Annotated in this window: 18 protein-coding genes and 1 pseudogene; 12 read left to right on the top strand and 7 right to left on the bottom strand. The window is 67.1% G+C overall.

Annotated features, from left to right (window positions below):
- Positions 1 to 10: 10 nt before the first annotated feature.
- A complete protein-coding gene (locus OIE68_RS12960) occupies positions 11 to 769 on the bottom strand; it encodes an IclR family transcriptional regulator (RefSeq protein ID WP_327099626.1) in 759 nt (252 codons plus the stop codon).
- A gap of 284 nt (positions 770 to 1,053) precedes the next feature.
- Here OIE68_RS12960 and OIE68_RS12955 point away from each other — a divergent pair, with 284 nt between their 5' ends.
- The 8 genes from OIE68_RS12955 to OIE68_RS12920 all read left to right on the top strand — a co-directional run bounded on the left by OIE68_RS12955 (position 1,054) and on the right by OIE68_RS12920 (position 8,892).
- Positions 1,054 to 2,097: an NrtA/SsuA/CpmA family ABC transporter substrate-binding protein gene (locus OIE68_RS12955; RefSeq protein WP_327099625.1), complete on the top strand. Its 1,044-nt coding sequence runs from the start codon at positions 1,054 to 1,056 to the stop codon at positions 2,095 to 2,097.
- A 1-nt stretch (position 2,098) separates the two neighbouring features.
- Positions 2,099 to 2,944 carry an ABC transporter permease gene (locus OIE68_RS12950; protein ID WP_327099624.1) on the top strand — a complete coding sequence of 282 codons (846 nt, stop codon included), beginning with the start codon at positions 2,099 to 2,101 and terminating at the stop codon, positions 2,942 to 2,944.
- Complete coding sequence (locus OIE68_RS12945; protein WP_327099623.1) at positions 2,941 to 3,696, top strand: ABC transporter ATP-binding protein; 756 nt, start codon at positions 2,941 to 2,943, stop codon at positions 3,694 to 3,696. The genes OIE68_RS12950 and OIE68_RS12945 overlap by 4 nt, the downstream gene beginning before the upstream one ends.
- Entirely contained in the window at positions 3,697 to 4,746 is a 1,050-nt protein-coding gene (locus tag OIE68_RS12940) for an ABC transporter substrate-binding protein (protein WP_327099622.1), read from the top strand.
- Between the two features lie 151 nt (positions 4,747 to 4,897).
- Positions 4,898 to 6,028: an LLM class flavin-dependent oxidoreductase gene (locus tag OIE68_RS12935; RefSeq protein ID WP_327099621.1), complete on the top strand. Its 1,131-nt coding sequence runs from the start codon at positions 4,898 to 4,900 to the stop codon at positions 6,026 to 6,028.
- Positions 6,025 to 7,188 (top strand): LLM class flavin-dependent oxidoreductase, encoded by a 1,164-nt coding sequence (locus OIE68_RS12930; RefSeq protein WP_327099620.1) that lies wholly within the window; start codon positions 6,025 to 6,027, stop codon positions 7,186 to 7,188. The genes OIE68_RS12935 and OIE68_RS12930 overlap by 4 nt, the downstream gene beginning before the upstream one ends.
- Before the next feature lie 12 nt (positions 7,189 to 7,200).
- Entirely contained in the window at positions 7,201 to 7,908 is a 708-nt protein-coding gene (locus OIE68_RS12925) for a class II aldolase/adducin family protein (protein ID WP_327099619.1), read from the top strand.
- A 33-nt stretch (positions 7,909 to 7,941) separates the two neighbouring features.
- A complete protein-coding gene (locus OIE68_RS12920) occupies positions 7,942 to 8,892 on the top strand; it encodes an ABC transporter substrate-binding protein (RefSeq protein WP_327099618.1) in 951 nt (316 codons plus the stop codon).
- 213 nt (positions 8,893 to 9,105) lie between these two features.
- Here the strand turns inward: OIE68_RS12920 and OIE68_RS12915 are convergent, their stop codons facing one another.
- On the bottom strand, positions 9,106 to 9,927 hold the full coding sequence (locus OIE68_RS12915) for an SDR family oxidoreductase (protein WP_327099617.1): 822 nt from the start codon (positions 9,925 to 9,927) through the stop codon (positions 9,106 to 9,108).
- A gap of 302 nt (positions 9,928 to 10,229) precedes the next feature.
- On the opposite strand from OIE68_RS12915, the gene OIE68_RS12910 reads away from it, so the two are divergent.
- Positions 10,230 to 11,702 (top strand): MFS transporter, encoded by a 1,473-nt coding sequence (locus OIE68_RS12910; protein ID WP_327101655.1) that lies wholly within the window; start codon positions 10,230 to 10,232, stop codon positions 11,700 to 11,702.
- 167 nt (positions 11,703 to 11,869) lie between these two features.
- On the opposite strand, the gene OIE68_RS12905 is transcribed toward OIE68_RS12910, so the two are convergent.
- Genes OIE68_RS12905 through OIE68_RS12890 form a run of 4 tightly spaced genes read right to left on the bottom strand, consistent with a single transcriptional unit; the run spans position 11,870 to position 15,730 of the window.
- Complete coding sequence (locus OIE68_RS12905) at positions 11,870 to 12,835, bottom strand: ABC transporter substrate-binding protein (protein ID WP_327099616.1); 966 nt, start codon at positions 12,833 to 12,835, stop codon at positions 11,870 to 11,872.
- A 30-nt stretch (positions 12,836 to 12,865) separates the two neighbouring features.
- On the bottom strand, positions 12,866 to 13,639 hold the full coding sequence (locus OIE68_RS12900; RefSeq protein ID WP_327099615.1) for an ABC transporter ATP-binding protein: 774 nt from the start codon (positions 13,637 to 13,639) through the stop codon (positions 12,866 to 12,868).
- Between the two features lies 1 nt (position 13,640).
- Positions 13,641 to 14,414 carry an ABC transporter permease gene (locus tag OIE68_RS12895; RefSeq protein ID WP_327099614.1) on the bottom strand — a complete coding sequence of 258 codons (774 nt, stop codon included), beginning with the start codon at positions 14,412 to 14,414 and terminating at the stop codon, positions 13,641 to 13,643.
- Positions 14,411 to 15,730 carry an aryl-sulfate sulfotransferase gene (locus tag OIE68_RS12890; protein WP_327099613.1) on the bottom strand — a complete coding sequence of 440 codons (1,320 nt, stop codon included), beginning with the start codon at positions 15,728 to 15,730 and terminating at the stop codon, positions 14,411 to 14,413. Before OIE68_RS12890 ends, OIE68_RS12895 begins: the two co-directional genes overlap by 4 nt.
- Before the next feature lie 92 nt (positions 15,731 to 15,822).
- Between OIE68_RS12890 and OIE68_RS12885 the strand changes: the two genes are divergently transcribed.
- The 3 genes and pseudogenes from OIE68_RS12885 (at position 15,823) to OIE68_RS12875 (ending at position 22,371) form a co-directional block, all read left to right on the top strand.
- Positions 15,823 to 16,932 (top strand): LacI family DNA-binding transcriptional regulator, encoded by a 1,110-nt coding sequence (locus tag OIE68_RS12885; protein ID WP_327099612.1) that lies wholly within the window; start codon positions 15,823 to 15,825, stop codon positions 16,930 to 16,932.
- Positions 16,933 to 17,279: 347 nt separating this feature from the next.
- Positions 17,280 to 17,786 (top strand): annotated as a pseudogene (locus OIE68_RS12880) (LLM class flavin-dependent oxidoreductase); the annotation flags it as partial.
- On the top strand, positions 17,776 to 22,371 hold the full coding sequence (locus OIE68_RS12875; RefSeq protein WP_327099611.1) for a hypothetical protein: 4,596 nt from the start codon (positions 17,776 to 17,778) through the stop codon (positions 22,369 to 22,371). The pseudogene OIE68_RS12880 and the gene OIE68_RS12875, both read left to right, overlap by 11 nt.
- A gap of 1 nt (position 22,372) precedes the next feature.
- On the opposite strand, the gene OIE68_RS12870 is transcribed toward OIE68_RS12875, so the two are convergent.
- The gene (locus tag OIE68_RS12870) at positions 22,373 to 22,690 is read right to left on the bottom strand and encodes a hypothetical protein (RefSeq protein WP_327099610.1); all 318 of its coding nucleotides are present in this window, start codon (positions 22,688 to 22,690) and stop codon (positions 22,373 to 22,375) included.
- Positions 22,691 to 22,757 lie beyond the last annotated feature (67 nt).

The following is a 22,757-nucleotide window of genomic DNA, read 5'->3' as shown; positions in this document are numbered from 1 at the left end:
TGTTCGGGTGTCATTCGCCGGTCTGATCTGCGGCGAAGCGGGCGGCGATCTCAGCGGCTGTCACTTTGGCCAGCTCGACGAGGAACGGGAGGCGCTCGGGGATCATGAGGGTGGTGGGGCCGCGCAGGCCGAGGGCGAAGCGGGCGTCGCCGGTGGGGGTGAGGATGGGCAGGCCGATGGTGCGGAAGTCGGGGTCGAGTTCTTCGTCGTTGTAGGCGTAGCCGCGGGATCGGGTGCGGGTGAGTTCTTCTCGCAGTTCGGCGGGGGTGGAGACCGAGCGGGCGGTGCCTTCGTCGTAGGGCAGGGTGGTCAGGAAGTCGTCAGGGGCGTCGGACCAGGCGAGCAAAGCTTTGCCCAGGGCGCTGGCGTGCAGGGGAAGTCGAACGCCCATGAGGCGGTGGCCGTCGCTGTCGCGCCAGCGGCTGGTGCCCAGCAGCACGGCGTGGATGCTGTGGCGGATTGCGACCGAGGCGCTGGCGCCGGTGGTGGCGGCGAGCTGTTCGAGGCTGGGTTCGGCCAGGTAGATGCGGTGCTGTCGGTAGGCGATCTGGCCGTATTCGGCTAGGGCGCTGCCCATGCGGTAGCGGCTCGAGGTTTCGTTCTTGTCGAGGAATCCGGCCTGCACGAGGGCGCTCAATAGCCGGTGGGTGGTGCTGACCGCCAGGCCTTGCCGGCGGGCGATCTCTGATACGCCGCGTTCCTCGCCGCCGCGGAAGCAGTCCAGCACAGACAGGGCACGGGCGACGGTCTGCACTCCGGAAGCTTCCACGCCGGGGACGGTAACACGGCGCGGCGGTGCCGCTGGGCGACAGTCCTTTCCGATATGTGGAAATCGTGGCGTTATCTGGGTTCTGCTCACGGCGAGCGAAAAGCGGGGCGGCAGATTATGTTTCGCCCGGTCGACCGAAAATAGGTGTCCAATAACGCTTCCATTGTGTACGTGTCAAGCCTTCCGATCCTCGGAAAGCATTACCTCGCAACGCCGCGGCTGCGCCCCTACTGTCGCTGCTCATTGATCGGCTTCGATCCCTGACTCGGAAGAGGTATTCCACGATGTTCTGCACGCGCAGGCCAAGCCGTTGGCGTCTCGCGCTCGCGCTGGCCCCCGTCGTTGCTCTGGTGGCGGCATGTGGCTCGGGAACCGCCACCGAGGCGGGCCCGCAGGCGGAGCTGGTACTGAAGGTGGCCGACCCCGGCAATTCCGGTCCGCTGGCGGTGGCCAAGCGCGACGGCACCTTCGACAAGGCGCTCGCACCGCTGGGCGCGAAGGTCGAATGGGTCACCACCACACCGGGATTCAGCTCCATGCTGAAGCTGTTCAACACCAAGGAACTCGACGTCTCCGGTGCCGCGTTCAGCCCGGTGGTCGGCGCGCTGTCCAAGGACGTGGCCGTGCGCATCGTCGCGGTGCAGGACCCTGCGGGCAAGGATCAGAGCGGCATCATCGCGGGCAAGGATTCCGGGATCCACTCCGTCGCGGATCTGGTCGGCAAGCGGGTCGCGGTCAATCCGGCCGGCAAGGGCGAATACATCGTGCTCAAGGCGCTGGCGCAGGCCGGTATCCCAGCTGACAAGGTGACGCGAGTGCCGTTGCAGCAGAAGGACGCGGCCTCGGCGTTCGCGACCGGCAAGGTCGATGCGTGGGCGTCGTTCCTGGTGCCGTATCAGGAGGCCAAGGCCAACGGCGGCGTGGAGATCGCCACTGAACAAAGCATCGGCTCCAAGGACAACTCGGTGGTGGTGTTCCGCACCGAGATCCTCGACAAGCGGCCCGAAGTCGCGGCCAAGTACCTCGAAGTGCTGCAGAGCCTGACCGCTCAGCAGCACGACAATCCCGCCGGGTTCGAGAACGTCTTCGAGCAGACCGGTCCGCGCGCGCTCAGTGGTGCGCGCCTGTCCGACGCGCTGCGGGTAGGGGCGGAGGCGACCGTGCCGCGGCTGCCGGCCGATTCCGATGCCGCCGATCTGGCCGATGTGGTGAATCTGTTCGCCGACAACGGCGTGATCACCCGCAAGATCACTGCCTCCGACATCTTCTACGACCTGAAGGCCAAGCTCACTCCTGAGCAGCTGGCCGCACTCGAGACTGGTCACTGACATGGCTGTCCTCACTGTCCCCGCCGCCGAGGACGACCTCGGCACGTTGGCTCCGCCGCGGACTCGGGTCGAGAAAGCACACCCGGCTTGGCTGTCGGTACCGCTGCGTGTGCTGCTGCCCGCGTTGATCGTCGCCGCCTGGTGGATCGGCTCGGCCACCGGTGCGCTCTCGCCGCAGGTGCTGGCCGGACCACCCAAGGTCTGGTCGGCGTTCACCGAACTGCTGGGCAGTGGCCAGCTGCTCGACTTCGCAGTGGCCTCGTTCACCCGCGCCGCGTTCGGTGTCGGGCTGGGCGTCGGTGTCGGGCTGCTGCTCGGCCTGATCGCCGGATTGTCCAGCCTCGGTGAGGAATTGGTGGACTCCACCATGCAGATCGTGCGCGCGGTGCCGTTCCTGGCGCTGGTGCCCTTGTTCATAGCCTGGTTCGGCATCGACGAGCTGTACAAGGTGGCACTCATCGCTGTGGCCACCATCGCGCCCATGTACGCGTACACCTATCTGGGAGTGCGCAATGTGGACCGCAAAGTGGTCGAGGCTGCGCGCGGATTCGGTTTGAGCGGGGCGCGGCTGGTGCTGGAGGTGATCCTGCCCTCGGCGCTGCCGGGGATCCTCATGGCGCTGCGGGTGTGCTTGTCCATCAGCATCACCGGCCTCATCGCCGCCGAACAGGTCGGCACCACCAAGGGTGTGGGCTATCTGGTCACGTTGGCACAGGAGTACAACCGCACCGACTACATGGTGCTGTGCGTGGTGCTGTATGCGGTGCTGGGCTTGATCTTCGACGCCGTGGTGCGGTTGGCCGAACGGTATGCGATGCCCTGGCGGCGGCAGGTGGCAATCCGATGACCGCCGTCGAACAGTCGCCGCGTGCCACCGCGCCGGTCGCCGTGCGGATCACCGGCCTGCGCAAGGCCTTCGGTGACAAGATCGTCCTCGACGGGGTCGATCTGACCATTCGCCGCGGCGAGTTCGTGGTCCTGCTCGGCCCCAGCGGCACCGGCAAGACCACCTTGCTGCGCCTGCTCACCGGCCTGGAAACCCCTGACGCCGGACAGGTGCTGGTGCCGACGGTGCGCACCACCGTCTATCAGGAGCCGCGACTGATCCCGTCCAAGCGGGTGCTGGCCAATGTGACGGTCGGGCAACGGCGCTCGAAACAGACCCGGGAGGCGGGCCTGCGCGCGCTGGCCGAGGTACATCTGGATGGTAAGGCCCGGCAATGGCCGGCGACCCTGTCCGGTGGTGAAGCCCAGCGTGCGGCGCTGGCGCGGGCGCTGGTGCGCGAACCCGAACTGCTGTTGCTGGACGAGCCGTTCGCCGCGCTGGACGCGCTGACCCGGTTGCAGATGCAGGACCTGGTGGGGGAGTTGGTTACCCGCCATCACCCGGCGGTGCTCATGGTGACCCATGACGTGGACGAGGCGGTGCGCCTGGCCGACCGGGTGCTCATTCTCGATCACGGCCGGTTCGCGGTGGACACCGAGATCGACCTGGCCCAACCGCGCGACGGCAACGACCCTGCCGCGCTGCGCTATCGCGCGGCCTTCCTCGCCGAACTCGGCGTCGGCACCGCGCCCTCGAAGAACTCAGGAGCATAGATGACCAACACAGCAAAGCCCGATCCCGCCGGCACCCTCTGGTACACCCGCTGCCCGGTGCCGACCGCCAGCGGGCTGGCTCACAGTCTGGGCTGGCTGGGCGAGATCGCCCGTATCCACGGCCTGGACTTCGGGGTCCTGCAGGACGCCGGCCCGGAGCTGGCGGCCCGCCACTTCGACCACACTCTCGAGGGTTTGGTGCGTGAAGGCGGCAACGTGCCCGCGCTGGCCGCGCGCGCCCAGGGCTCACCGACCCGGCTCATCGGCCTGACCTGGATCGACGAAGCGCAGGCCATTCTGGTCGGCCCGCAGTCGCCGGTGAGTTCACCGGCCGAACTGGCGGGGCTGCGGATCGGCATCCCGGCCTGGGCGCAGGATCAGGCGCGCAGCTTCCCGCGAGCGATGGCACTGCACGGGTTCACCAGCGCCCTGCGCCTGGGTGGGCTCACCCTCGCCGATGTCCAGGTCGTGGAGCTGCGTGTGGAGCGGGATCCGCAGGTGCGCACCGAGGTTCAGCAGCGTTCCCGGTCCATCACCTGGGGCGCCGAGGAGTTGCTGCGCGGTGAGGTGGACGCCATCTACGTCAAGGGTGCCCGCGCTCAGGAAGTCGCCGCGCGGCACGGGCTGCGGGTAGCGGTGGACCTGGACGCCACCGACACCAAACTTCTGCGCGTCAACAACGGCACCCCGCGCCCGATTACGGTGCATCAGGATCTGCTCGACACCAACCCGGATGCGGTGATCGGGTTCCTGGCTCAGAGCCTGCGGGCTGCGGACTGGGCGACCGACAATCTCGACGGCGTACGGGAGGTGCTGCAACGCGAAACCCTGTCCGGGCCTGAGGGAGTCGTGGCCGCCTACGGCACCGAGTTCCATCGCGGTCTGCATCCGTCGCTGGATCCCGAACGCGTGGAGCTGCTCGGGGTGCAGAAGCAGTTCCTCTATACCCACGGTTTCCTGGCCGCCGATTTCGACCTCGACTCCTGGGTCGCCCACGAGCCGCTGGCGCGGGCGCGGGAGCTGGTCGCCACCGGGACGGTCGCGGCATGACCGAGTCAGGGCCCGGAGGAGGCAGCGCGCGTAACCACGGAGGGGCTCCTCGGGCATGCCAGAAAGGACACCGCATGATCGAGTCAGGGCCCGGAGGAGGCAGCGCGCGTAACCACGGAGGGTCCCTCGGGCATGCCAGAAAGGACACCGCATGACCGAGTATCTGTGGCGGCTGCCCAGCCATGGTGACGGCCGCCGAGCTCGCCCGCAGTTACGTCACCGCGGTGGATTCGGTGACCCGGTCCCGACACCGGCCGGCGGGCCCTTCGGTGCGCGCCCGGACGACCGGGAACCGACCGATGTACGTCGCGGACACTTCGGGCCTTTCGACGATCTGCACCAGGTGATCGACGCCGCCGAGCTGGCGGGCCTCGACGGTGTGCTCGCACCGTACGACCCGCTGGGCGAGGAATCGTGGATCGTGGCCGGCGGTGCATTGCGCGCCACCCGCCACGCGCGCGTGATCGTCGAATTCCAGCCTGCTTTCGGCACTCCGGTGTATGCGGCGAAGGTCTCGGCCACCCTGCAACGGCTGTCCGCGGGACGGTTGAGCTGGCGGCTGGCCGTCGACACCGACGCCGAGGATGCGCGTACCCGCGGCGACCGGGTCAGCGGGGACGACCGGTACGCGCGGGCAGCAGAGTTCCTGACCGTGGCGCGCGGTGTGTGGAATGCCGACCCGGTGCCCGGCGCCGGATTCCAAGGCACCGGGTTCGATTTCGCGGGCGAATACTACGACGTGATCGACGGCGGCTTCCGCGGCATCCTGTCCGGGTTGCCGTTCCCGACGGTGTACCTGTCGGGCACTTCGGAACCGGCACTGGATCTTTCGGCCCGACACGGTGATGTGCACCTGTTCACCGAATCCACCGACGGTCCGGCCGCAGCGCTGGCGCAGCTGCGAGAGCGCACCGTCGAGACCGGTCGCCATGTGCGCGCGGGGCTCGAGCTGCCGGTGATCGCCCGCGAAACCGAGGACGAGGCATGGGCGCGCGCGGAACGCCAATGGCGCGAAGTACATCCCGACGGTCCCGGCGCGCGGTCGCTGAGTCTCGACGGTGCCCGCTGGGCCGGGTTCGCCGAGCTCGGCTACCCGCAGCCGGTCGGCCTGGTCGGCAGCTACGAGCATGTCGCCCAGCAGTTGCAGGTCTACGAGGTTGCCGGTTTCGACAGCATCGTGTTGTCCGGGCACCCGAACATCGAGGAAGTGCACCGCGCCGGTGAGCATTTGCTGTTCCTGGCCGATCCGGCCGGCCGCACCCTGCAGGAGACCACGGCATGAGCATCGACATCTATTGGCGCATCGGCATGGAAGGCGACCATGCCTCCCTGCGTACCCCGCGCCGCTACAACCGGGGCCACGCCAATGGCTACGGCCCGGGCAATATCGCCCCGGCCGTGCGCGGCGGCGCACTCGATGGCTACAGCTACATCGACCACGTCGCCGCCGTCGCCAAAGCCAGTGAATCCGCCGGGTTCCTGGGCGGTCTGTTGCCCTCGTTCCCAGTGACCGAGGACCCGTGGGCCTTTGCCGCTGCGCTGGCCCGCGAGACCACCACCTATCGGTTCATGGTCGCCTTCCAGCCCGGGTTCCTGCATCCGGTGCAGGCCGCGCGCATGTCGGCCAGCCTGCAACGCGCAACCGGCGGACGACTGGTCTACAACATCATCAGCGGAGGCGGTGGTCCGGCCCAATTGTGGTGGGGTGACAAGGTATCCCACGACGACCGCTACGCACGCACCAGCGAATTTCTCGACGTGCTGCGCGGGGTGTGGGATGGACAGCCCTTCACCCACGACGGCCGGTTCTTCGGGACCGACGCCGCCGCCCTGCCGCCGGGCCTGGCAGGGCAACCGTTCCCGGAGGTCTACTTCTCCGGGTCCTCGGGTGCAGCAGTGCAGGCCGCCGGCCGTCACGCCGACTACTATCTGTCCTGGCTCGAGCCCTACGCTGATCTGCGCGCCAAGTTCGATGGGGTGCGCGCGCACGCCGAAACGATCGGGCGCACCCCGAAATTCGCGGTCCGCATCGACATCGTGGCCCGTCACACCGAGGAAGCGGCCTGGGCCGAGATTCGCAAAGGCTGGGCCTTCGTCGATCGCGATGCCGCCAACCGCGCCGCCCGAGGTGATTCGGTCGGTGCGGCCCGCATCAAAGGCTGGGTGCCCGAAACCATCACCGGCTACCGCGATCTGGAAGTGCAGCCCAACGTCTGGTGCGGGTTCAGCCTGATTCGCGGCGGGCCCGCCTTCGGTCTGGTCGGCAGCTACGAACAGGTCGCCCAACGCCTCGACGAGTTGATCGATCTCGGTGTCGACGCCTTCATTCTGGCCGGTAACCCGCATCTGGAAGAGGCCTACCGGATCGGTGAGGAAGTTCTGCCGCTGCTGGGTCGCACCCGTCTGACCACCCCGACCACTCCCGTGCTCACCCACGCCTGACCAGGAGAAGCCATGACTACCACCGAGATTCGGCTCGACGCGACCGTGCAGGCCTTCGTCGTCGCCGCGACCCGTGACGCGGAGAAGGCCTTCCGAGTGCTGCGTGAGACCGGCACCGTCACCGGCAACGGCACTGTCAATTTCGTCGAACGCGTACCGGGTACCGAGATCGCCGTCGCCCTCAACGAACCTGGCCCGTGGGCCGAGGAGCGCACCGTCGTGCCGGTCGTGGCCGGCTTCGACGGAGACGTGCTCTCCGGCACCGGATCCGCCGGGTTCGTCACCGGCTACGCAAAGGTGTTCCGCGCGCACCCGGAGATCACCTCCGTGGTGCACGTGCACAGCCCGTGGTTGGGCGGCTGGGCCCAGACCCACCGCGTATTCCCCATCCGCTACGCCGCGGTGCAGCGGCTGACCCTGTCGCGGCAGATTCCGCCGCATATCGACCGCAGCATCGGCGCCGGCGATTTCATCCTCGACCAGCTCACGCTGGACCCCGACCTGATCGCCATCTTCGAAGCCAACGGCGGCGCCAACGTTATCGGCCGCGCCGGATTGCTGGAGCTGGCAAAGCTGGTGGTCCTGCTCGAGGAAGGCGCCCAATATCAGGCCATCGCCGAAACACTCGGCGGCTCGGTTGATTTCGACAAATCCAACCTCGCCGTCCAGTGGGGTCGCACCGGCCTCGCCGACGAAGCCCGCCGCCGCGGCCTGATCTGACCACCACTCCCCAGTATCCCCAGGAGCCTTTCCATGACCGTTCGTGTCGGCTACTTCCCGCACAACAACTCCCTGTTCGTCCTGCGCCACCGCGGCATCCTCGAGCGCACCGTGCCCGAGGTGGAATGGGTGGACCTGCGCGCTCTGCCGCAGCCGGAGCGCGTGGATGTGAAAACCGCACTGCCGTCGCTGCATTCGGACTTCTTGTTCACCGATCCCGGCTACGACTTCATCGGCACCGGCTTCACCCCGCCGGTCACCGCCTTGGCCCACGGCCGCGACATCGTCTACGTCGGCATCTCCGGTCCGCGCATCGAGAACGGGCGCCTGGTCACCAAGGCCGACAGCGGCATCGAATCGGTCGCCGATTTGAAGGGCAAGCGCGTCGGCATCGCCCACGGCTCCTGGCAGACCACTCTGCTGCTGTTCGCGCTGGAGCAGGCCGGACTGGGCTGGGCCGACATCGAACCGGTCGATACCGACGTGCACGACGGTGGCGCCGCGCTGATAGCAGGCGACCTCGATGCCTGGGTTGGCGCCTACCCAGGGTTGACCGCCGTGGAGGCTGTCACCGAACTGCGGACGCTGATCGACACCGAGTCGCTGTTCAGCCATCCTTCGCTGTGGTTCACCCGCCGCGACTTCGCCGAGAACAATCGCGAAGCCTTCGCGGCGATCATTGCCGCGCTGCAGGAATCCGATGCGTGGATCGCGCAGAACCCGCGTGCGGCGGCCCAGTACTTCGTCGACGACATCGTCGCCCGGGGCGGCAGCGCCGATCTGGATGCCTGGGAGGCGGCGCTGCGAGGGCGCCCGTTCGGCATCGGCCCGGTGACCGAGGAATTCCTGGACGAACAGCAGCACGCCGCGGACTTGCTCGCCGCGAACGGACTACTGCCCCAGACGATTCGCGTGCGCGAAGCGGTCGACGCATCGATCGGTGAGTTCGTCGCCGCGAGCCGCGAGCCGGCGACCGCCAACTGACAAGTGCCGTCCGGCCGCTCGCGTGAGCGGCCGGACAGCATCGGTCCATCACCCGCGCCGCCCGCCGCAACCCCCGACCAGCTGGTCAGTATGTCAGAGATCAGGCGAGCGCGCTCAATAACATCGAGTGGGCGGTATCCGCTCATCGGCTATATCGTGTATTCCACCGGTTCGGCCGAAATGGACTGCGCCCGAAGCCTTTTCGGTCAGCTCTCACCAGCGTTGTCTGCGGAATCCGCCTTCGGAGTCGATGACTTGTCCGACGATCCAACGACCTTCGTCCGATACCAACCAGGTGATCAAACGTGCTGGATCATCCGGCTGGCCCACTTGCCCGCGAGGAAACGCCGAGCGGACCTCCTCGATCAGTGTGAGATCGCGGTCAGCCGTGTCGGTCGATAGGAAACCGGTGTCGACCGGTCCGGGATTGACGGTGTTGAGCACGATGCCCCGATCGATCAACTCCGCCGCGACCGTGGCTGTCATTCCTGCCAACACCGACTTCGCAGACGCGTAGGCAATCTCCGCCCGCATCGGCGCTAGATGCTGCCCCGACGTCATCCAGATCACGCGACCTCTGTCGGTGACTGTGCTGTGATCAGCGCGATACTGCTTCGCGAAAGCCTGAGTCAGTATCAACACCGACCGCGCATCGACAACCCAATGGTTGTCGAGCACCGCCGCATCGATGTCGAACAGGGTCCCGTCGGTACCGCTGAGAGCGTGGTTGGCAACCAGGATGTCCACGTGCCCGAACTCCGCGACCGCTTCGTCCATGACCTGTTGCGGCGCGTCCGGATCTGCGAAATCGATACTGCGGTCGATGACCCGTGGGGCCGCCGACAGTTCCCGCCGCACTAGTTCGATGTCGTCGGCACCCCACGGTTGCGCCTCGTCATGCGGAATCCAGTGGGTGATGTACAGCCGTGCACCCATCGCGGCCAGTCGATGGGCGATAGCGAAACCGATCCCGCGTCGCCGAGAAACTCCGGTGACGACCGCGACTCGCCCAGCCAGAACCTGTGAGTACGTCATAACCATATTCGATAGCCAAGAAATACCGTGCCGCAACTTCCGAACGGCACACTGCCACCGCTCGGCTGTCCGAACTCTGACCGGCGACAGCGGAACAAGCTCGGCGGCAATGATCACCGTGCTTCGCTGGGTCGCCGATACTGCGTTGCGGCCATCGGATTCGTGTCGACGGGCCCGCCCTGGACTCACCGGTAGTGCTGTGGTGACCATAGCCGCAACAGATCCTGCGGACGAACCTGATGTCAACGGTTGCGATCAGCTCGAGCGAGGGGAAATACCCTGTGGGCCAGGGGAATTGAACGCTGCGTGCGAAACAACCCGCCCTCGGACGCGGGGGACCCACACTGACCGCCGTCCTGCCGAGTCCGCCGTCCACACCCGCACGCGCGCGGCTGGAAGTTCTTGTCTGTGTTTGCGCCGGTTTCGCCACGCTGCTGGACTCGTCGGTGCTCGGTATCACGGTGCCCGCGCTTCGGGCGGGATTGCGCGCCGACGCGGGCCAGGTCCAATGGCTGCTGGCGAGCTATTCATTGACGTTCGGCCTCGCGCTGGTACCCGCGGGACGGCTCGGCGACGTCCTGGGTCGACGGCGGCTGTTCCTGGCCGGAATCGCGGTCTTCGCCGTATCGGCGGTCTGCGCGGCGCTGGCGAACGGACCGTGGCCGGTGGTGGCGGCACGGCTGTGTCAGGGTGCGGGTGCGGGCGTGATCAGCTCACAGGTGCTGGGCATCATCGCCGACCGATACACCGGTGTCGGTCGGGCAAAGGCATTGGCGGCCTACGGTGTCGCGGCCGGGCTCGCGGGAATGGTCGGGCCGATCACGGCGGGGGCGATCCTGGGCGCCGCCGGGCCGGACCTCGGCTGGCGGTTGGTGCTGCTGCTGAACGTGCCGTTCGCGCTGCTCACCTTGGTCGGCGGGGCGGTGCTGCTGCGGCGGGACCGCACGGTGCGCGGCTCGGCACGGTTCGATGCCGTGGGCCTGGTGATGTTGGCGGCGGCGACCCTGCTGTTGTTGCTGCCGATGGTGTCCTCGGCGGGGCGGGGCCGTGCGGTGGTCTGCGTCGCGGGATCGCTGGCCATGCTGGCGGTGTTCTGGTGGTGGGAGCGCCGGTACGCGCGATCCGGCGGCGCACCGGTGCTGCTGCCCGCGCTGGCGGCCGCGCGTGGTTACACCCTCGGCACGGCCGTCGCGATGTTCTGGTTCGGCGCGATCGTCTCGCTCAATACGGTGATGACGCTGTACCTGGTCGAAGGGCTCGGGCTCGGGGCGGTCCAGGCCGCGCTGGTGATGGTCGGCGGTTCGGTAATGATGGCGCTGGCATCGGGTTTCGGCTGGCGGATCGTCACGAAGTTCGGCCGAATGACCGTGGTCTGCGCGCTGGTACTGCAGTGCGGTGTGGTGACCGGATACATCGTTGCGGTCGAAGTGATCCCGCGTCCGGCGGTGTTCTTCGTGGTGGCGTTGTTGGCTGCGGCGTCGGGGACGGCCGGAGGGTTCGTCGATGCGCCGAACCGGGCGATGACGCTCGAATACGCGCCGAACGGTGCGAACGGGGTGGCGGCCGGATTCCTGCAGTTGGCACAACGTCTTTCGGCGACCGTCGCGCTGACCGGCGTCTCCGGACTGTATCTCGCGGCCACCGGTTCGCGCATCGGCGGTGCGGGACATGCGATTTCCCCCGCGCTCACGGTCTGCCTCGCGATGGTCGTATTGTCGCTGGTCTGTGCTGTCGCCGACCTCCGACGGCGGAGCACCGATTCGGAATCGCGATAACCGCGCTGCGATATCGCCCTACGGCGTCAGCGTTCGTCGTGCTCATTCTTGTAGCAGCGCCAGCCAGTTGGTTGCCGTTGCGGCATCAGCCGGCCTCTTCGGCGAACCAGCGCACGAAGTCGCATAGGCGACTTCACCCCGTGCCTCGTGCAAGTGGACCTGACCCGCTAGCCGACGTGCGGCAGGAAGGTCGTCACGAGCAGGGAATCGTAGTTCGGCAACTGGGTGGACTGGTCGATTTTGCCTTGGGCCTTGGCCCACGTGCCGAGGCTCATGAGATTGGCGGCGAGATCGGGCTGCAGCTGAATCGTGTAGTCGAATTCGGGCAGGATCTTCTGGAGTAGGGAGGGTGCGAGCTGGGTGGCGGCGGCGATGGCGGCGATCGCGCTGTCGGCGTGCGTCGACAGTGCCGTGCTCGCCTCGTTCAGCGCTGCGAAGAATGCGCTCAGGGAAGCCGATTTCTGGGCTACCACGGTATCGGACGCCAGGTAGAGGCTGTGCTGGTTGTAGCTGCCGCCCGGGAGCTGGACGGCGTCGTCGCCGAGGGCGGCGATCACCTGCGCCTGATACGGCTGGAAGATGGAGACGGCGTCGACGTTGTGCTGGGTCGCGGCTGTGAGCGTCGCCTGCGGTGCTACCTGTACCAAATCGGCTTCGATTCCCTTGTCTGAGAGCGCTTTCGCGGCGAAGTACGCCGCACTGGTGCCGAGCGGGGTGCCGATGGATCGTCCGGACAGGCTTTCGAGCGAGGTGATTCCGGCGCTGCGCCGGGCCACGATTCGTGATCCCTGCCAACGGGACCCGTCGGCGACGACGCGCAGCGACGGAGATCGTGTCAGGGTGGCGGCGGCTGGGACATCGGCGGCGGTCGCGACGTCGACCTGGTGCGCGGCGAGCGCTTGCAGCGCTTCCACACCCGAGGGGAAGTTCACGACTTTGACGTGCACGCCGTGCTTTTCGAACAATCCGTCCTGCTGGGCTACAGGTATCTGTGCCCAGGACGGATCGACGACGAAGGCGACCGTGAGGGTGTTGGCATCGGACCCGTCGGAGGTGGCGCACGCGGCGAGCGTAGTGGCTATCGCGGTGACTGTCAGGACTGCCGTGAGCAGCCGGTTCGTGAGTGTTTTCATGGGGTCTCTGTTCGTGTTGCGGGTAGGGATTCAGCTGTCCAGCAGCTGTCGATCGTCGTGCTCGACGCCGAGTTCGTGGTGCAGAGTGCGGCGGAGCTCGCTGTAGCCGGATTGGTCGGCGAGCGTATCGGCGGGGCGTGGGCGGGTCAGCGGATTGGTGATGTGCCGGGTGATCTGCCCGTCCCTGAGCACACTGATGATGTCCGACAGTCGAATTGCTTCGTCGACATCGTGGGTGACAAAGATGACCGTACGGTTCAACCGCGTCCACAGATCGATGAGCAGGTCCTGCATGCGCAGGCGCGTCAACGCGTCGAGCGCCGCGAACGGTTCGTCCATCAGCATGACGGTGGGTTCGCCGCCGAGCATGCGCGCGATGCCGACGCGTTGGCGCATGCCGCCCGAGAGCTGGCTCGGGCGTTGTTTGCCCACCTCGCCCGACAGTCCGACGAGGTCGAGAAGTTCGCCGATGCGCGCACGCCGCTGTTTGCGCGGAACACGATGTGCGCGCAGGGCGTAGCCGATGTTGTCGGAAACGCTCATCCACGGAAACAGCACGTCGCGCTGGAAGGCCACGCCGCGGCGCGGGTCCGGAGCCGTCACCGGTTCGTCGTTGTCGGTCACCGTGCCGGAGGTCGGCGTAATGAGCCCGGCGAGACAGTGCAGCAGAGTCGATTTGCCGCTGCCGGACGCGCCGACCAATACGGTGAACGAGCCCTCGGGCACACTCAGCGTGATGTTGCGCAGTGCGGGGGCGGACTTGTTCGGGAATTGAACGACAAGATCCTGTGTCACGATGGTCATGTCAGTGCTCCTCGTGTGCCCATCGCGTGGCCGGTGCGGAAATCGAGGCAATCGCCAGATCACATACCGCCCCGATTACTCCGAGCACTATCAGGCAGAAGATCAGCCGATCGGCCTGCGAGAACAATTGGGCTTGGTAAATGCGGTAGCCGATTCCCGCTGTGGTGCCGGTCATTTCGGCGACGACGATCAGCACGAAAGCCATCGCCGCGCCGACCCGGAGGCCAGAAACCACATCGGGCGCCGCCTCGGGCAGGACGATCCGAGTCATGGTTTGCCAGCGGCGCGCGCCGAGGCAGCGTGAAGCCTGCAGGTAATCGGCCGGGGTGCTCGCGAATCCGGTATGACTGTTGATCCACACCGGGACGAAAACTCCGAGGGCGATGACCAAGGTCTTGCTGCTCTCGCCGATCCCGAACCAGAGAATCGCCAGCGGCACGATGCCGATAGTTGGAATGGGAGATAGCAACCTGAGCACGGGTTGCAGAATCCTGCGCCCCAGCCAAGTGCTTGCGGTGACGATCGCCGCCGAGATGCCGGCGATCGCACCCGAGACGAATCCGAGCAGCGCCCGTTGCAGGCTGGCCGCGATATCCGGTATCAGCAGCCCCTGAGACCACAGGCTGTGCCCGGCCCGAATGATCTGCGGCACAGTCGGAAACAGTGCGCTGGGAAAGCGTCCGGTCGCGACGACGAGACTCCACAGCAGGCTTGCCAGGGCAAGGCCGCCGACGATTCCCCCGATCGCTGCCCAGCGTTTGTTCGACGTCTTCATGGCGCAGTCCGCCGGTCGACGGGTTCGGGAGCCGACTGTGGAGCCCCGACGGGCACCCATTCGAACGGAACCGCCTGTGCGCGATAAATGAGCGAGGTCCGGCTGAGGCGATCGACGCCTGGTACCCGAGGTTCGTGCACTTCCGGTTCCCCGGCGACTCCGTAGCCTTCGTAGGGGTTCTGGTACTCCCAGACCACCTGGCCGTCCGGAGTCACCTGGAACAGACGGCCGTTCATGCCCTCGGTGATCAGGGTGTTGCCGTTTGGCAGGCGTTGGGCGTTGCTCACGAAGGAGCTGAAGAACGTCCACGATGGCTGCCCGGAGTCCTCGGCCGTGTACTGCCACACGATCTGCTCGGTCGCCGGGTCGATCTCCAGGACGCGTGATCCCGCGTAAATCCCCAATGCCGCGGGCGGATAACCGGCCCCGCCCTGATTGTCGAAGACCAGAATATTGCCCGCGCCGGGGAGCCCGTCGGCGATGAAGTGCGGATTGTGCTGTCCGGAGATCTGATCGAGCGGACGCGGCACCTTGTGCGCGTTGATCCGCTGATGCTGTGCTCCGGGCTCGGCCGCGAAATACGGACCCAGTTTCCACACAATGGCTTTGGTGGTCTTGTCGATCAGCGCGATCACATTCGCCTTGCGCAGGCTGATGAGGATGTTGTCGGGATGGAATACGCTGCGCGGGTCCGCGCGGTGCCACCGGTTCGGTCCCAGCGTCTTGGCGCTGTTCATCTCCAGATAGCCCCATGGATCATTCGGATCACGGGATGCGGTGTCCTGCAATGTTTTCCAGCCGTCTTCGGAGAAGCCGAGCTCGTCGAGGTGATCGCCGGCCCGCCACTCCCACACGATCTCGCCGTCGGGCGTGACCTCATACAGTCCCTGGTCGCCGACGATCTCGTCGGCCAGGCCGGGCACGATGCGCGGGATGGTGACCAGCAGCAGGCGGTTCCCGTTCGGCAGTAGTTCCCAGTCGTGGTTTTGCCGCGCGGCCCCGCCGGGGGCCTGCTCACCCCATTCCCATACCCGCTCTCCCGTCCAAGTCAGCTGCCCCACAGTGCCATTCGCGTAGATACCGCCCCTGGTGTCGCCGCTGGGCGCGAGCTGTACACCGACATCGCCCAGCCGATCACCGGTGAGCGCGGGATCGATGATGCGTGGCGGCACACCCGCGAACGGCCACTCCTGGACGACCGCACCGTTCAGATCGATGAGGCGGGTAATCGCATCCGATCCGGTGTAGAGGACATAGCTGTTGTGCGCCAGATCGGGGTCGTAATAGGTGACGCCAGTGAGCCGAACGAATGCCATGCCAATTACTCCACCAGTCGGTTGTTAAGTGCGTGAATCGCGAGCGTTACCAATCTAATCGATTTGCGTAGGCTTTCCGGCGGCCGTACCGTGTGAGAATCAGGACGATTAAAACCATGTCCGAGCTGCGTAATGCCGACCAGAATGGGCCAGTTGTGACAGTCAAGCGTGTGACGCTCGCCGACGTGGCGCGGCGAGCGGGGACCTCCACCGCTGTCGTCAGCTACGTCCTCAACGACGGTCCGCGACCGGTCTCCGAGGCCTTGCGCGCGCGCGTGCTCGAGGCGCTGGACGATCTCGACTATCGCCCGGACCGCATCGCCCGCGCACTGCGCCGCCCGAGCCGATGGCGGCAGATCGGACTGCTGATCCCCGACGTGACGCTACCGCTGTTCGGCGCACTGGTCGGGCATATCGAGGTCGAGGCGCGGCTGCGCGACCATCTGACACTGATCGGCAACACCGGATACGACCCGGAGCGGGAGCTCGAATTCGTCGGCGCCTTCGCCGACTCGGGCATCGACGGCCTGATCGTCGTTGGCGGCGCCAACGGTGCCGCGACCGCGAAACTCTGTGCCCAGAACCGGATTCCGATCGTCTGGGTGCACAACAACAGGGATAACGTCGACGCGCCCGTCATCGGCGCCGACCATCTCGAGGCCGGCGCACTGGCCACCCGTCACCTCGCAACCGCGCACCACCGCGACGACATCGTGTTCGTCGGCGGATTCACCAGCGAAGACGTTCAGCACGGTGACCGCGAAACCGTTGCACAGCGCTATGCGGGTTATGCCTCCGTCGTGGGCGCCGAGGCCGCACGCCAGATCCGCACCGATCTCACCCCGGCAGGGGCGTACCGCGCGGTGCGCCGGTACCTGGCCGACAACCCGGCGCCCGGCGGCGTGGTGGTCGGCACCTACGGGCAGGCCGCCGCGGCGCTGCGTGCCATCACCGACACGGGAGCACGTATCCCCCAGGACATTTCGGTCGTCGGCTTCGACGGCGACCGCAGCAACACCTACGCGCAACTGGTCCTCACCACAGTGCGGCAACCCATCGACACAATCGCCCGCACAGCCCTCAACGCAGTGCTGAGTTCATGCAGCACTCCCGACGCCGACGAGAGCCCCGTGGCCATCGATATCCAGCTCGATCTCGGAGAAACGTGCGGCTGCCGACCGCCAATGCCCTTGGCACAGTAGTCTTCCGGAGTCGTCAGAGGCGCTCCGGGCCGAGTGAGATGCCTCGGCTGGCCGGCCAGGGCAGCGGCGCTCGTGGTTCTGGAATCTGGACGAATTTATCTCCGATCGCATCGAAATATCCCAGTTCAGTGCCTGTTCTTGTGGTGTATGACGCACGTCGTGAACAGCTTTCGTCGACAGTCTCGGGCAATAATCGCGATGTCCGAATGATGATCATCGTCTGTCGAGTGATCCGCATTCTCGACGCGGAATACGGAAGGGACGCAATGACAGTGGCGAATGTGGCGGGCGGCCCGGCTGTGGCAGCCGCGGACAGCCCTGCACCGAACAGGAAGCAATCCTCGAGCCTGGAGTTCCTCTGGTACATCCCCAATCAGGCGACGCCGGGACACCGTGGCGACGCCGTCACGGTCGACCACAACAGCCTGGAAACCCTGAGCGCCCAGGCGAAGGCCCTCGAGGACCACGGCTGGAAGGGGGCATTGATCGGCACCGGTTGGGGTCACCCGGACACGGTCACCGTCGCCACCGCCCTTGCCGCGAGGACGACGACATTCGAGCCACTCATCGCGATCCGGCCCGGCTACTGGCGACCTGCGAACTTCGCGTCCGCCGCGGCGAGTCTGGACCATCTGTCCGGCGGCCGGGTCCGTGTAAACATCGTGTCCGGCAAGGACAACCTCGGAGCGTACGGCGAGACCGAAAGCGATCAGGCGCATCGCTATTCCCGCACCAAGGAATTCATTCAGCTCGTCCGCAAGCTGTGGACCGAGGAGAACGTCACCTACCGTGGTGAGCACTACCAGGTGACCGATTCCACTGTGGTACCGCGGATTACGCCACATGATGACCGTCCGAGCGGCGCTGGTGGATCTGCCCGATCCCGGTATCGCCGAACGGCTGGTAATGGCTCATCTGGTCGAGGGCGTGTCGCTGGCCCACACCGCGAGACGGCTGGGCCTGCCACACGCGATCGCGGCGGACGTCCTCGCCGACGCCCTTGTCCGGCTGCGTACCGCATTCGCCCCCGAAGTCACCGTAAGTGATCGGGACACCTCCGCGAGCGAGCAGAAACTGCCGATACCGACACCGTGGAACACCTCGACCACGGAGTCGGATCAGCCGTCGAATCCACCGGTGTCGCGCGATGATTCCGCGCCGGGCGAGGGCACGACCAGGCCGGGCGGATTCATCGGGAGCAGACCACCTGAACCGGGGGAGTCTGCACCTGGGCCGGCATCGGAGGAGACGCCTCGGGCGACGCCATGGTCGCGGCTCTCGGACAGTGATGCACGCGATGGTGTCGGCGGCGATGGCGAAACGGCCGAGATGGTCGCGGCGGAATCATCTGCGATACCCGCGTCGGCCAGCGTCGTGGAGCACTTGCTCGGGTACTTCACCCGCCGAGATACGGCCTACTGGTGTCAGCTGAAGCCGGACAGCGTCTTCGCCGACTGGGGCTGGTCGAGTGATGAACAGCTCCCCGCTCTGGCCCCGGACCTGCCGCTCAGCTGCATCGACATGGTGGTGTACGCCGCCGTCGCCGCCGGTGCACTCCGCCGCGAGCAGGTCCGCGCTATCTACAACTGGGACGACCCCGACGACTTCTCCCGGCGCTGGGTGCACGAACTGCCCGGCCTCCTGGTTCCGGCAGGGCGGCAACGCCTCTCGGACCGTGACACAGGGGCGCGTCCACAGCACGGTGACGTGGTGATGTGGTTCGGCGCGGATGAGCCGGGTGGAGAAGAACGGTTGATGCATGTCGCGGTGGCTGACGGCAAAGCCGATCGCAGGGTTGACTCCGCCTCCGTGCTTTCGTTCGGCGCCCGTTGCCCTTGGCTGCTGGCACAGCCGCGCCGCGGCGCGACCAGATTGAGCGGGGTCGAAGTCACGACAATCGCGGACATCAGTAACGCAATGCTGGCGAACTGGTCGCACACGGTGCGTGTCGAGTTCGGACCCGGTCCGTGGACGCAGCCACCGGCGACCGGCACAGAGCTTCGAGTGCCACCGAGCCGGGAATCGCGGGCCTTGCGGCCGTTCAACAAGAAGAATTGGCGCCGTGAGTTCCCTGACTTTGCTGAATGGGTGCAAGGACGGCCCGACGTACAGCGATTGACCGCCGCGTTCGACGAGTGGGAGCGGGCCGAGGGCGCCGCGGGTGCGCCGACGCGACTGGTCGAGATGGTCGACGCCGCCGTGTCGAGCACGCGGATCGAGGAGGCGCTACGGTCGCCCGGAGCATTGCCGATCGACGGACACCCGCAGGTGGCAGTACAGGTGGACCGGGATGACAATCCGACCGGCCTGAGAGTCGCGAGCATGGGCGGGCACGGCCGTGTCCTGCGCAAGCTGTTCACCGAACGCCCGGATGTGCTGGACACGATTCCGCGCCACGGTGGCCGCCTGCGGATCGCCTACGATGGCGTGCAGCTGCGGATCGACGGGGAGGTTCGCAGCGAGCGTCTCCAGCCCGACGGTGCCGATCCGAGCCGGAAACTGATCCCGGGCCGGCTGCTCGACGAGTACCTGCGTCTGTGCAGTGCGGGAGTGCTCGACAAGCCGGGGACAAAGCCCGGGAAATCGCCGAAGCGGCCGACCTTCGAGCAGTGGATCCAGGGGCTCCCGCCAAGCGTGTTCAAGGGCCCCGGTGACTCCTCCTACACAATGACGACCAACGGCCACATTCTGACCGACCGTGCTGTAGAGGAGGGATGCAGGCCACCGCGGGCGAGTGAGTCCGACGATCCGCACGGTGTGTTGGCGGCACTGCGTCGGGTTGTCCTCGAGGCCCCCGACGATGTTGCCCGCCCCGCGCCGATCCCGGAACAACCGGCACAGTTGACGGAACGCTCCAGCGAAGTGCTCGACCTCGGTGTCATGTCGGCGCGTGTCACGGTGGGGAAGGACCCGTCGGGCACGTGGCGTCTGCTGGTGCCGTTCTACTCCGACTTCTACCCGGGCGATGTGCTCGCACACTGGTGCCGGCACCTGCATGCCCGCCGCCGCCGCCGGTTGCTGAACCTCATCCGGAGACAGCTGAACGGCCGAGTGGTCGCCTCACCCGCAACCACCGCTGCCCGACCCGGCTACATCGGCAGCCGCCCGACGGACTCGTCCGATTCGGCACCGCCAGTGCTGACACCACAGGAGAGATCGGCGCTGCGAGCGGAGTTGGCCGCATTGCTACCGGTGGATCAGGACGAGGGGCAGCAGGTGCCGGTGCGCCTGGGACCTGGCACGGTGCTGGAGCGGCTGCTGACCGAGGAGTTCGTCGCCGACCCGCTGCGGTCGGGCAGCTACGAGGCCGTAACGGAAGCCATCGCCGACACGGTGGCGACCGCATTCGGTGAGCCGCCCGCACCCGCCCACCGGATCCTGGTGGCGGCCATTCACGGCATACTCGCCGACTGGGCCGGATCCGGCGACGCCAGCCTTCTCCGCCGACACATCGCCGATCTCGTGGGACATGGCCCGCAAACGGTTGCTTCGGGCCACCCCCCGCCCGCCGACACCGGACCAATTGGTGGACAATCGGTTTCCCAATCCGATGCCGAACCGCCCGAGCCCGGCCCCACCGGGCCGGAGCACCGAGAGTCGGGCGATTCGACCCCCGAGGCCGCACAGCCTGACGATGCGCCGACCGATTGGCTGCCGTCGGCGCAGGTGCCGCGCACGGTCGTGTCGCTGATTCGCGGGCTGTCGAAGGAGGGCATGACGCGAGTGCTCGCGGACCCGGCGCAGGCACGGGCGGTCATCGCCGAGGTCGGCAGGCGGTTCGCGGAGACGGATCTCCCGGTGCGCGTCGGCGGTGTCACGCGGCGGCTGGCGGAGTTGTTTCCGCCGGATGAGCTTGCCTATCAGCAGTATTCGCTGGAGCGGTCGATCGCGTCGGGATGCCTGCAGTACCAGCTGACCGAGACTGCGTTGCAGCAGATGATGAGCCACCCCGAGCGGGTAGCCGCGGCACTGCAGGCAACGTATTCGGAGGTCGAGCCGGGTTATTTCGCGTCCTGGCTGGACGACGACTACGTCATGCACGGCCGCGACGGTTACCCCCGCGACAGCGGCCAGCATGCATTCATGCAGGCGGCAGTCGAGCATCTGACCGCGGTCTGGGATCTGGTGGACGGGCCGGTATGGCAGGAACTCGCGGCCATCAAGGACGAACGCTCCCGCGATCGGGCACCGATGCTGAACTCGATCCCGCCGCACCGACGTGCCGAACTCGACCTACCCGCTCACTCGGTCGACGAATTCTCGATACCGGGCGACAACACGGTGCTCAGCGCCGCGACCAACATGGGCAGCGTGCAGATCGTGTTGCGGGGCTACCTCGAGAGCCTCGCCGAGCATGCCGACGTGATCGAGGGCTGGCCGTGGGCGAGCATCCAGCACGGCGTCCTGGAATTCGCCAGCCGCTTGAGCGTGCTGGCGGGAGTCACCTTCACCACGCTGGGTGAGTTCACCGAGCCGCGCGACCCGCCGCGGTTCGCCGTCGAATTCGACACCGCGAACCAGACGATCACGTCGGTTGCGATCACCGGACCGGCGAAACAGGCACGCGCGGACGATCGTGGGGGCGTGTGCCCGGGTTTCGTCACGTTCGATCCGGCCGGAGCAGCCCGGCCGTCCACTGACCGGCTCCGGCAGTCCTTGGCGGATTTCGACGTCGAGGCGTACCGCCAGACGTCGGGCTCCAAGATCGCCGTGATGGTGGGTGGGTTCCTGCTACCGCTGCTCGGACGCGATTTCCCGCAGCTTCGATTCACCGAACCGACCCTCACCGGCCGCATGTCCGGCTGCTCCGGCGATCCGGTCCGCGCGGTGCCGCGGCGGGCCGGCCGCTCGTCCGGACAGCCGGGAGACGACCGGCGCGAACACCTTCTGACGCAGTTCCTCGCCGTCGCGGCCGACCAGGGATACGGTCCGATGTCGCTGGAGACTGTCCTGGAGCGCGCCCAGCTGACGCGCCGGACGTACTTCCGGATGTATTCCGGTAAGCGGAGCGGCTTCGAGGCCGCCTGCGCGTCGGCGATCGACCGCGTGCGGACCGCCTGTGACGCGGCGATGCCGGACGCGCATGAGCGGCACGGCGGCGTGCGGTCGCGGCTGGAGACCGCCACGCGCGCCTACCTCACCGCCCTGGCCGAGCATCCGGACGAGGCCTGTGTCCTGCACCGAGACATGTTCGCTCCCGGTCTCGAAGCACGCCCGCTGCACGACCAGCACTGGTCCATGCTCGCCGAGCACTTCGCTAGGTCGCTCGGTCCCATCGACACACACACCGGCCGCCTGCTCGCCGCCGCGGTCACCGGCATCGTCACCGATCGGATCCGGGCCGTAGGTGCCGAACGCCGAGCGATCGCGAACCTGCCGGATCTCACACCCACGGTCACGGCCTTGACCCAAGCCCTCCTCCCTGGCGGGACCGAGTGATCTAGCCGGGCCAAGTCGTGCTGGACAGCACGGGAGACTGCGGGAAACCGGACATCCGGCTGGACGGCCCCCGCCCGCTCATATCCGACGGATCGGCGCAATCGACGGACGGGTCGGCTCCGAACAGTGGCGAGCCGTTTCCGCCCGACGAGCGAGGAAACATCGGACCCGACGGATACATCGGCAGCCGACCCGGTGCGGTGACGAGTCGGCCGATCCGGTCCGGGCGCAGGAGCCGGAAGGTGCCGGAGCGGATGGTCACATCGAGCTCATCGGGCCGGTCGATGCGCGCGCTGGGCTGCCCACCTACACGCCCCACCTACACGCCGCCCGAAGCGGATCTGCGTATGCGGGCCGAGCGGGTGTTGCGGGAGCAGTGGGGGTTC

Origin of the sequence: Nocardia vinacea (assembly GCF_035920345.1) — a bacterium.
In the GTDB taxonomy this organism is placed as follows: Bacteria; Actinomycetota; Actinomycetes; order Mycobacteriales; family Mycobacteriaceae; genus Nocardia; species Nocardia vinacea_A.
Note: the sequence above shows the minus strand (reverse complement) of the source record. Positions and strands in the feature narration are given on the sequence as shown.

What these genes read in the sequence shown, in the direction of transcription:
- OIE68_RS12955 (WP_327099625.1), top strand. Translation starts at nt 1,054, where the DNA reads ATGTTCTGCACGCGCAGGCCAAGCCGTTGGCGTCTCGCGCTCGCGCTG.
- OIE68_RS12950 (WP_327099624.1), top strand. Translation starts at nt 2,099, where the DNA reads ATGGCTGTCCTCACTGTCCCCGCCGCCGAGGACGACCTCGGCACGTTG.
- OIE68_RS12945 (WP_327099623.1), top strand. Translation starts at nt 2,941, where the DNA reads ATGACCGCCGTCGAACAGTCGCCGCGTGCCACCGCGCCGGTCGCCGTG.
- OIE68_RS12940 (WP_327099622.1), top strand. Translation starts at nt 3,697, where the DNA reads ATGACCAACACAGCAAAGCCCGATCCCGCCGGCACCCTCTGGTACACC.
- OIE68_RS12935 (WP_327099621.1), top strand. Translation starts at nt 4,898, where the DNA reads ATGACCGAGTATCTGTGGCGGCTGCCCAGCCATGGTGACGGCCGCCGA.
- OIE68_RS12930 (WP_327099620.1), top strand. Translation starts at nt 6,025, where the DNA reads ATGAGCATCGACATCTATTGGCGCATCGGCATGGAAGGCGACCATGCC.
- OIE68_RS12925 (WP_327099619.1), top strand. Translation starts at nt 7,201, where the DNA reads ATGACTACCACCGAGATTCGGCTCGACGCGACCGTGCAGGCCTTCGTC.
- OIE68_RS12920 (WP_327099618.1), top strand. Translation starts at nt 7,942, where the DNA reads ATGACCGTTCGTGTCGGCTACTTCCCGCACAACAACTCCCTGTTCGTC.
- OIE68_RS12915 (WP_327099617.1), bottom strand. Translation starts at nt 9,927, where the DNA reads ATGACGTACTCACAGGTTCTGGCTGGGCGAGTCGCGGTCGTCACCGGA.
- OIE68_RS12905 (WP_327099616.1), bottom strand. Translation starts at nt 12,835, where the DNA reads ATGAAAACACTCACGAACCGGCTGCTCACGGCAGTCCTGACAGTCACC.
- OIE68_RS12900 (WP_327099615.1), bottom strand. Translation starts at nt 13,639, where the DNA reads ATGACCATCGTGACACAGGATCTTGTCGTTCAATTCCCGAACAAGTCC.
- OIE68_RS12895 (WP_327099614.1), bottom strand. Translation starts at nt 14,414, where the DNA reads ATGAAGACGTCGAACAAACGCTGGGCAGCGATCGGGGGAATCGTCGGC.
- OIE68_RS12890 (WP_327099613.1), bottom strand. Translation starts at nt 15,730, where the DNA reads ATGGCATTCGTTCGGCTCACTGGCGTCACCTATTACGACCCCGATCTG.
- OIE68_RS12875 (WP_327099611.1), top strand. Translation starts at nt 17,776, where the DNA reads ATGATGACCGTCCGAGCGGCGCTGGTGGATCTGCCCGATCCCGGTATC.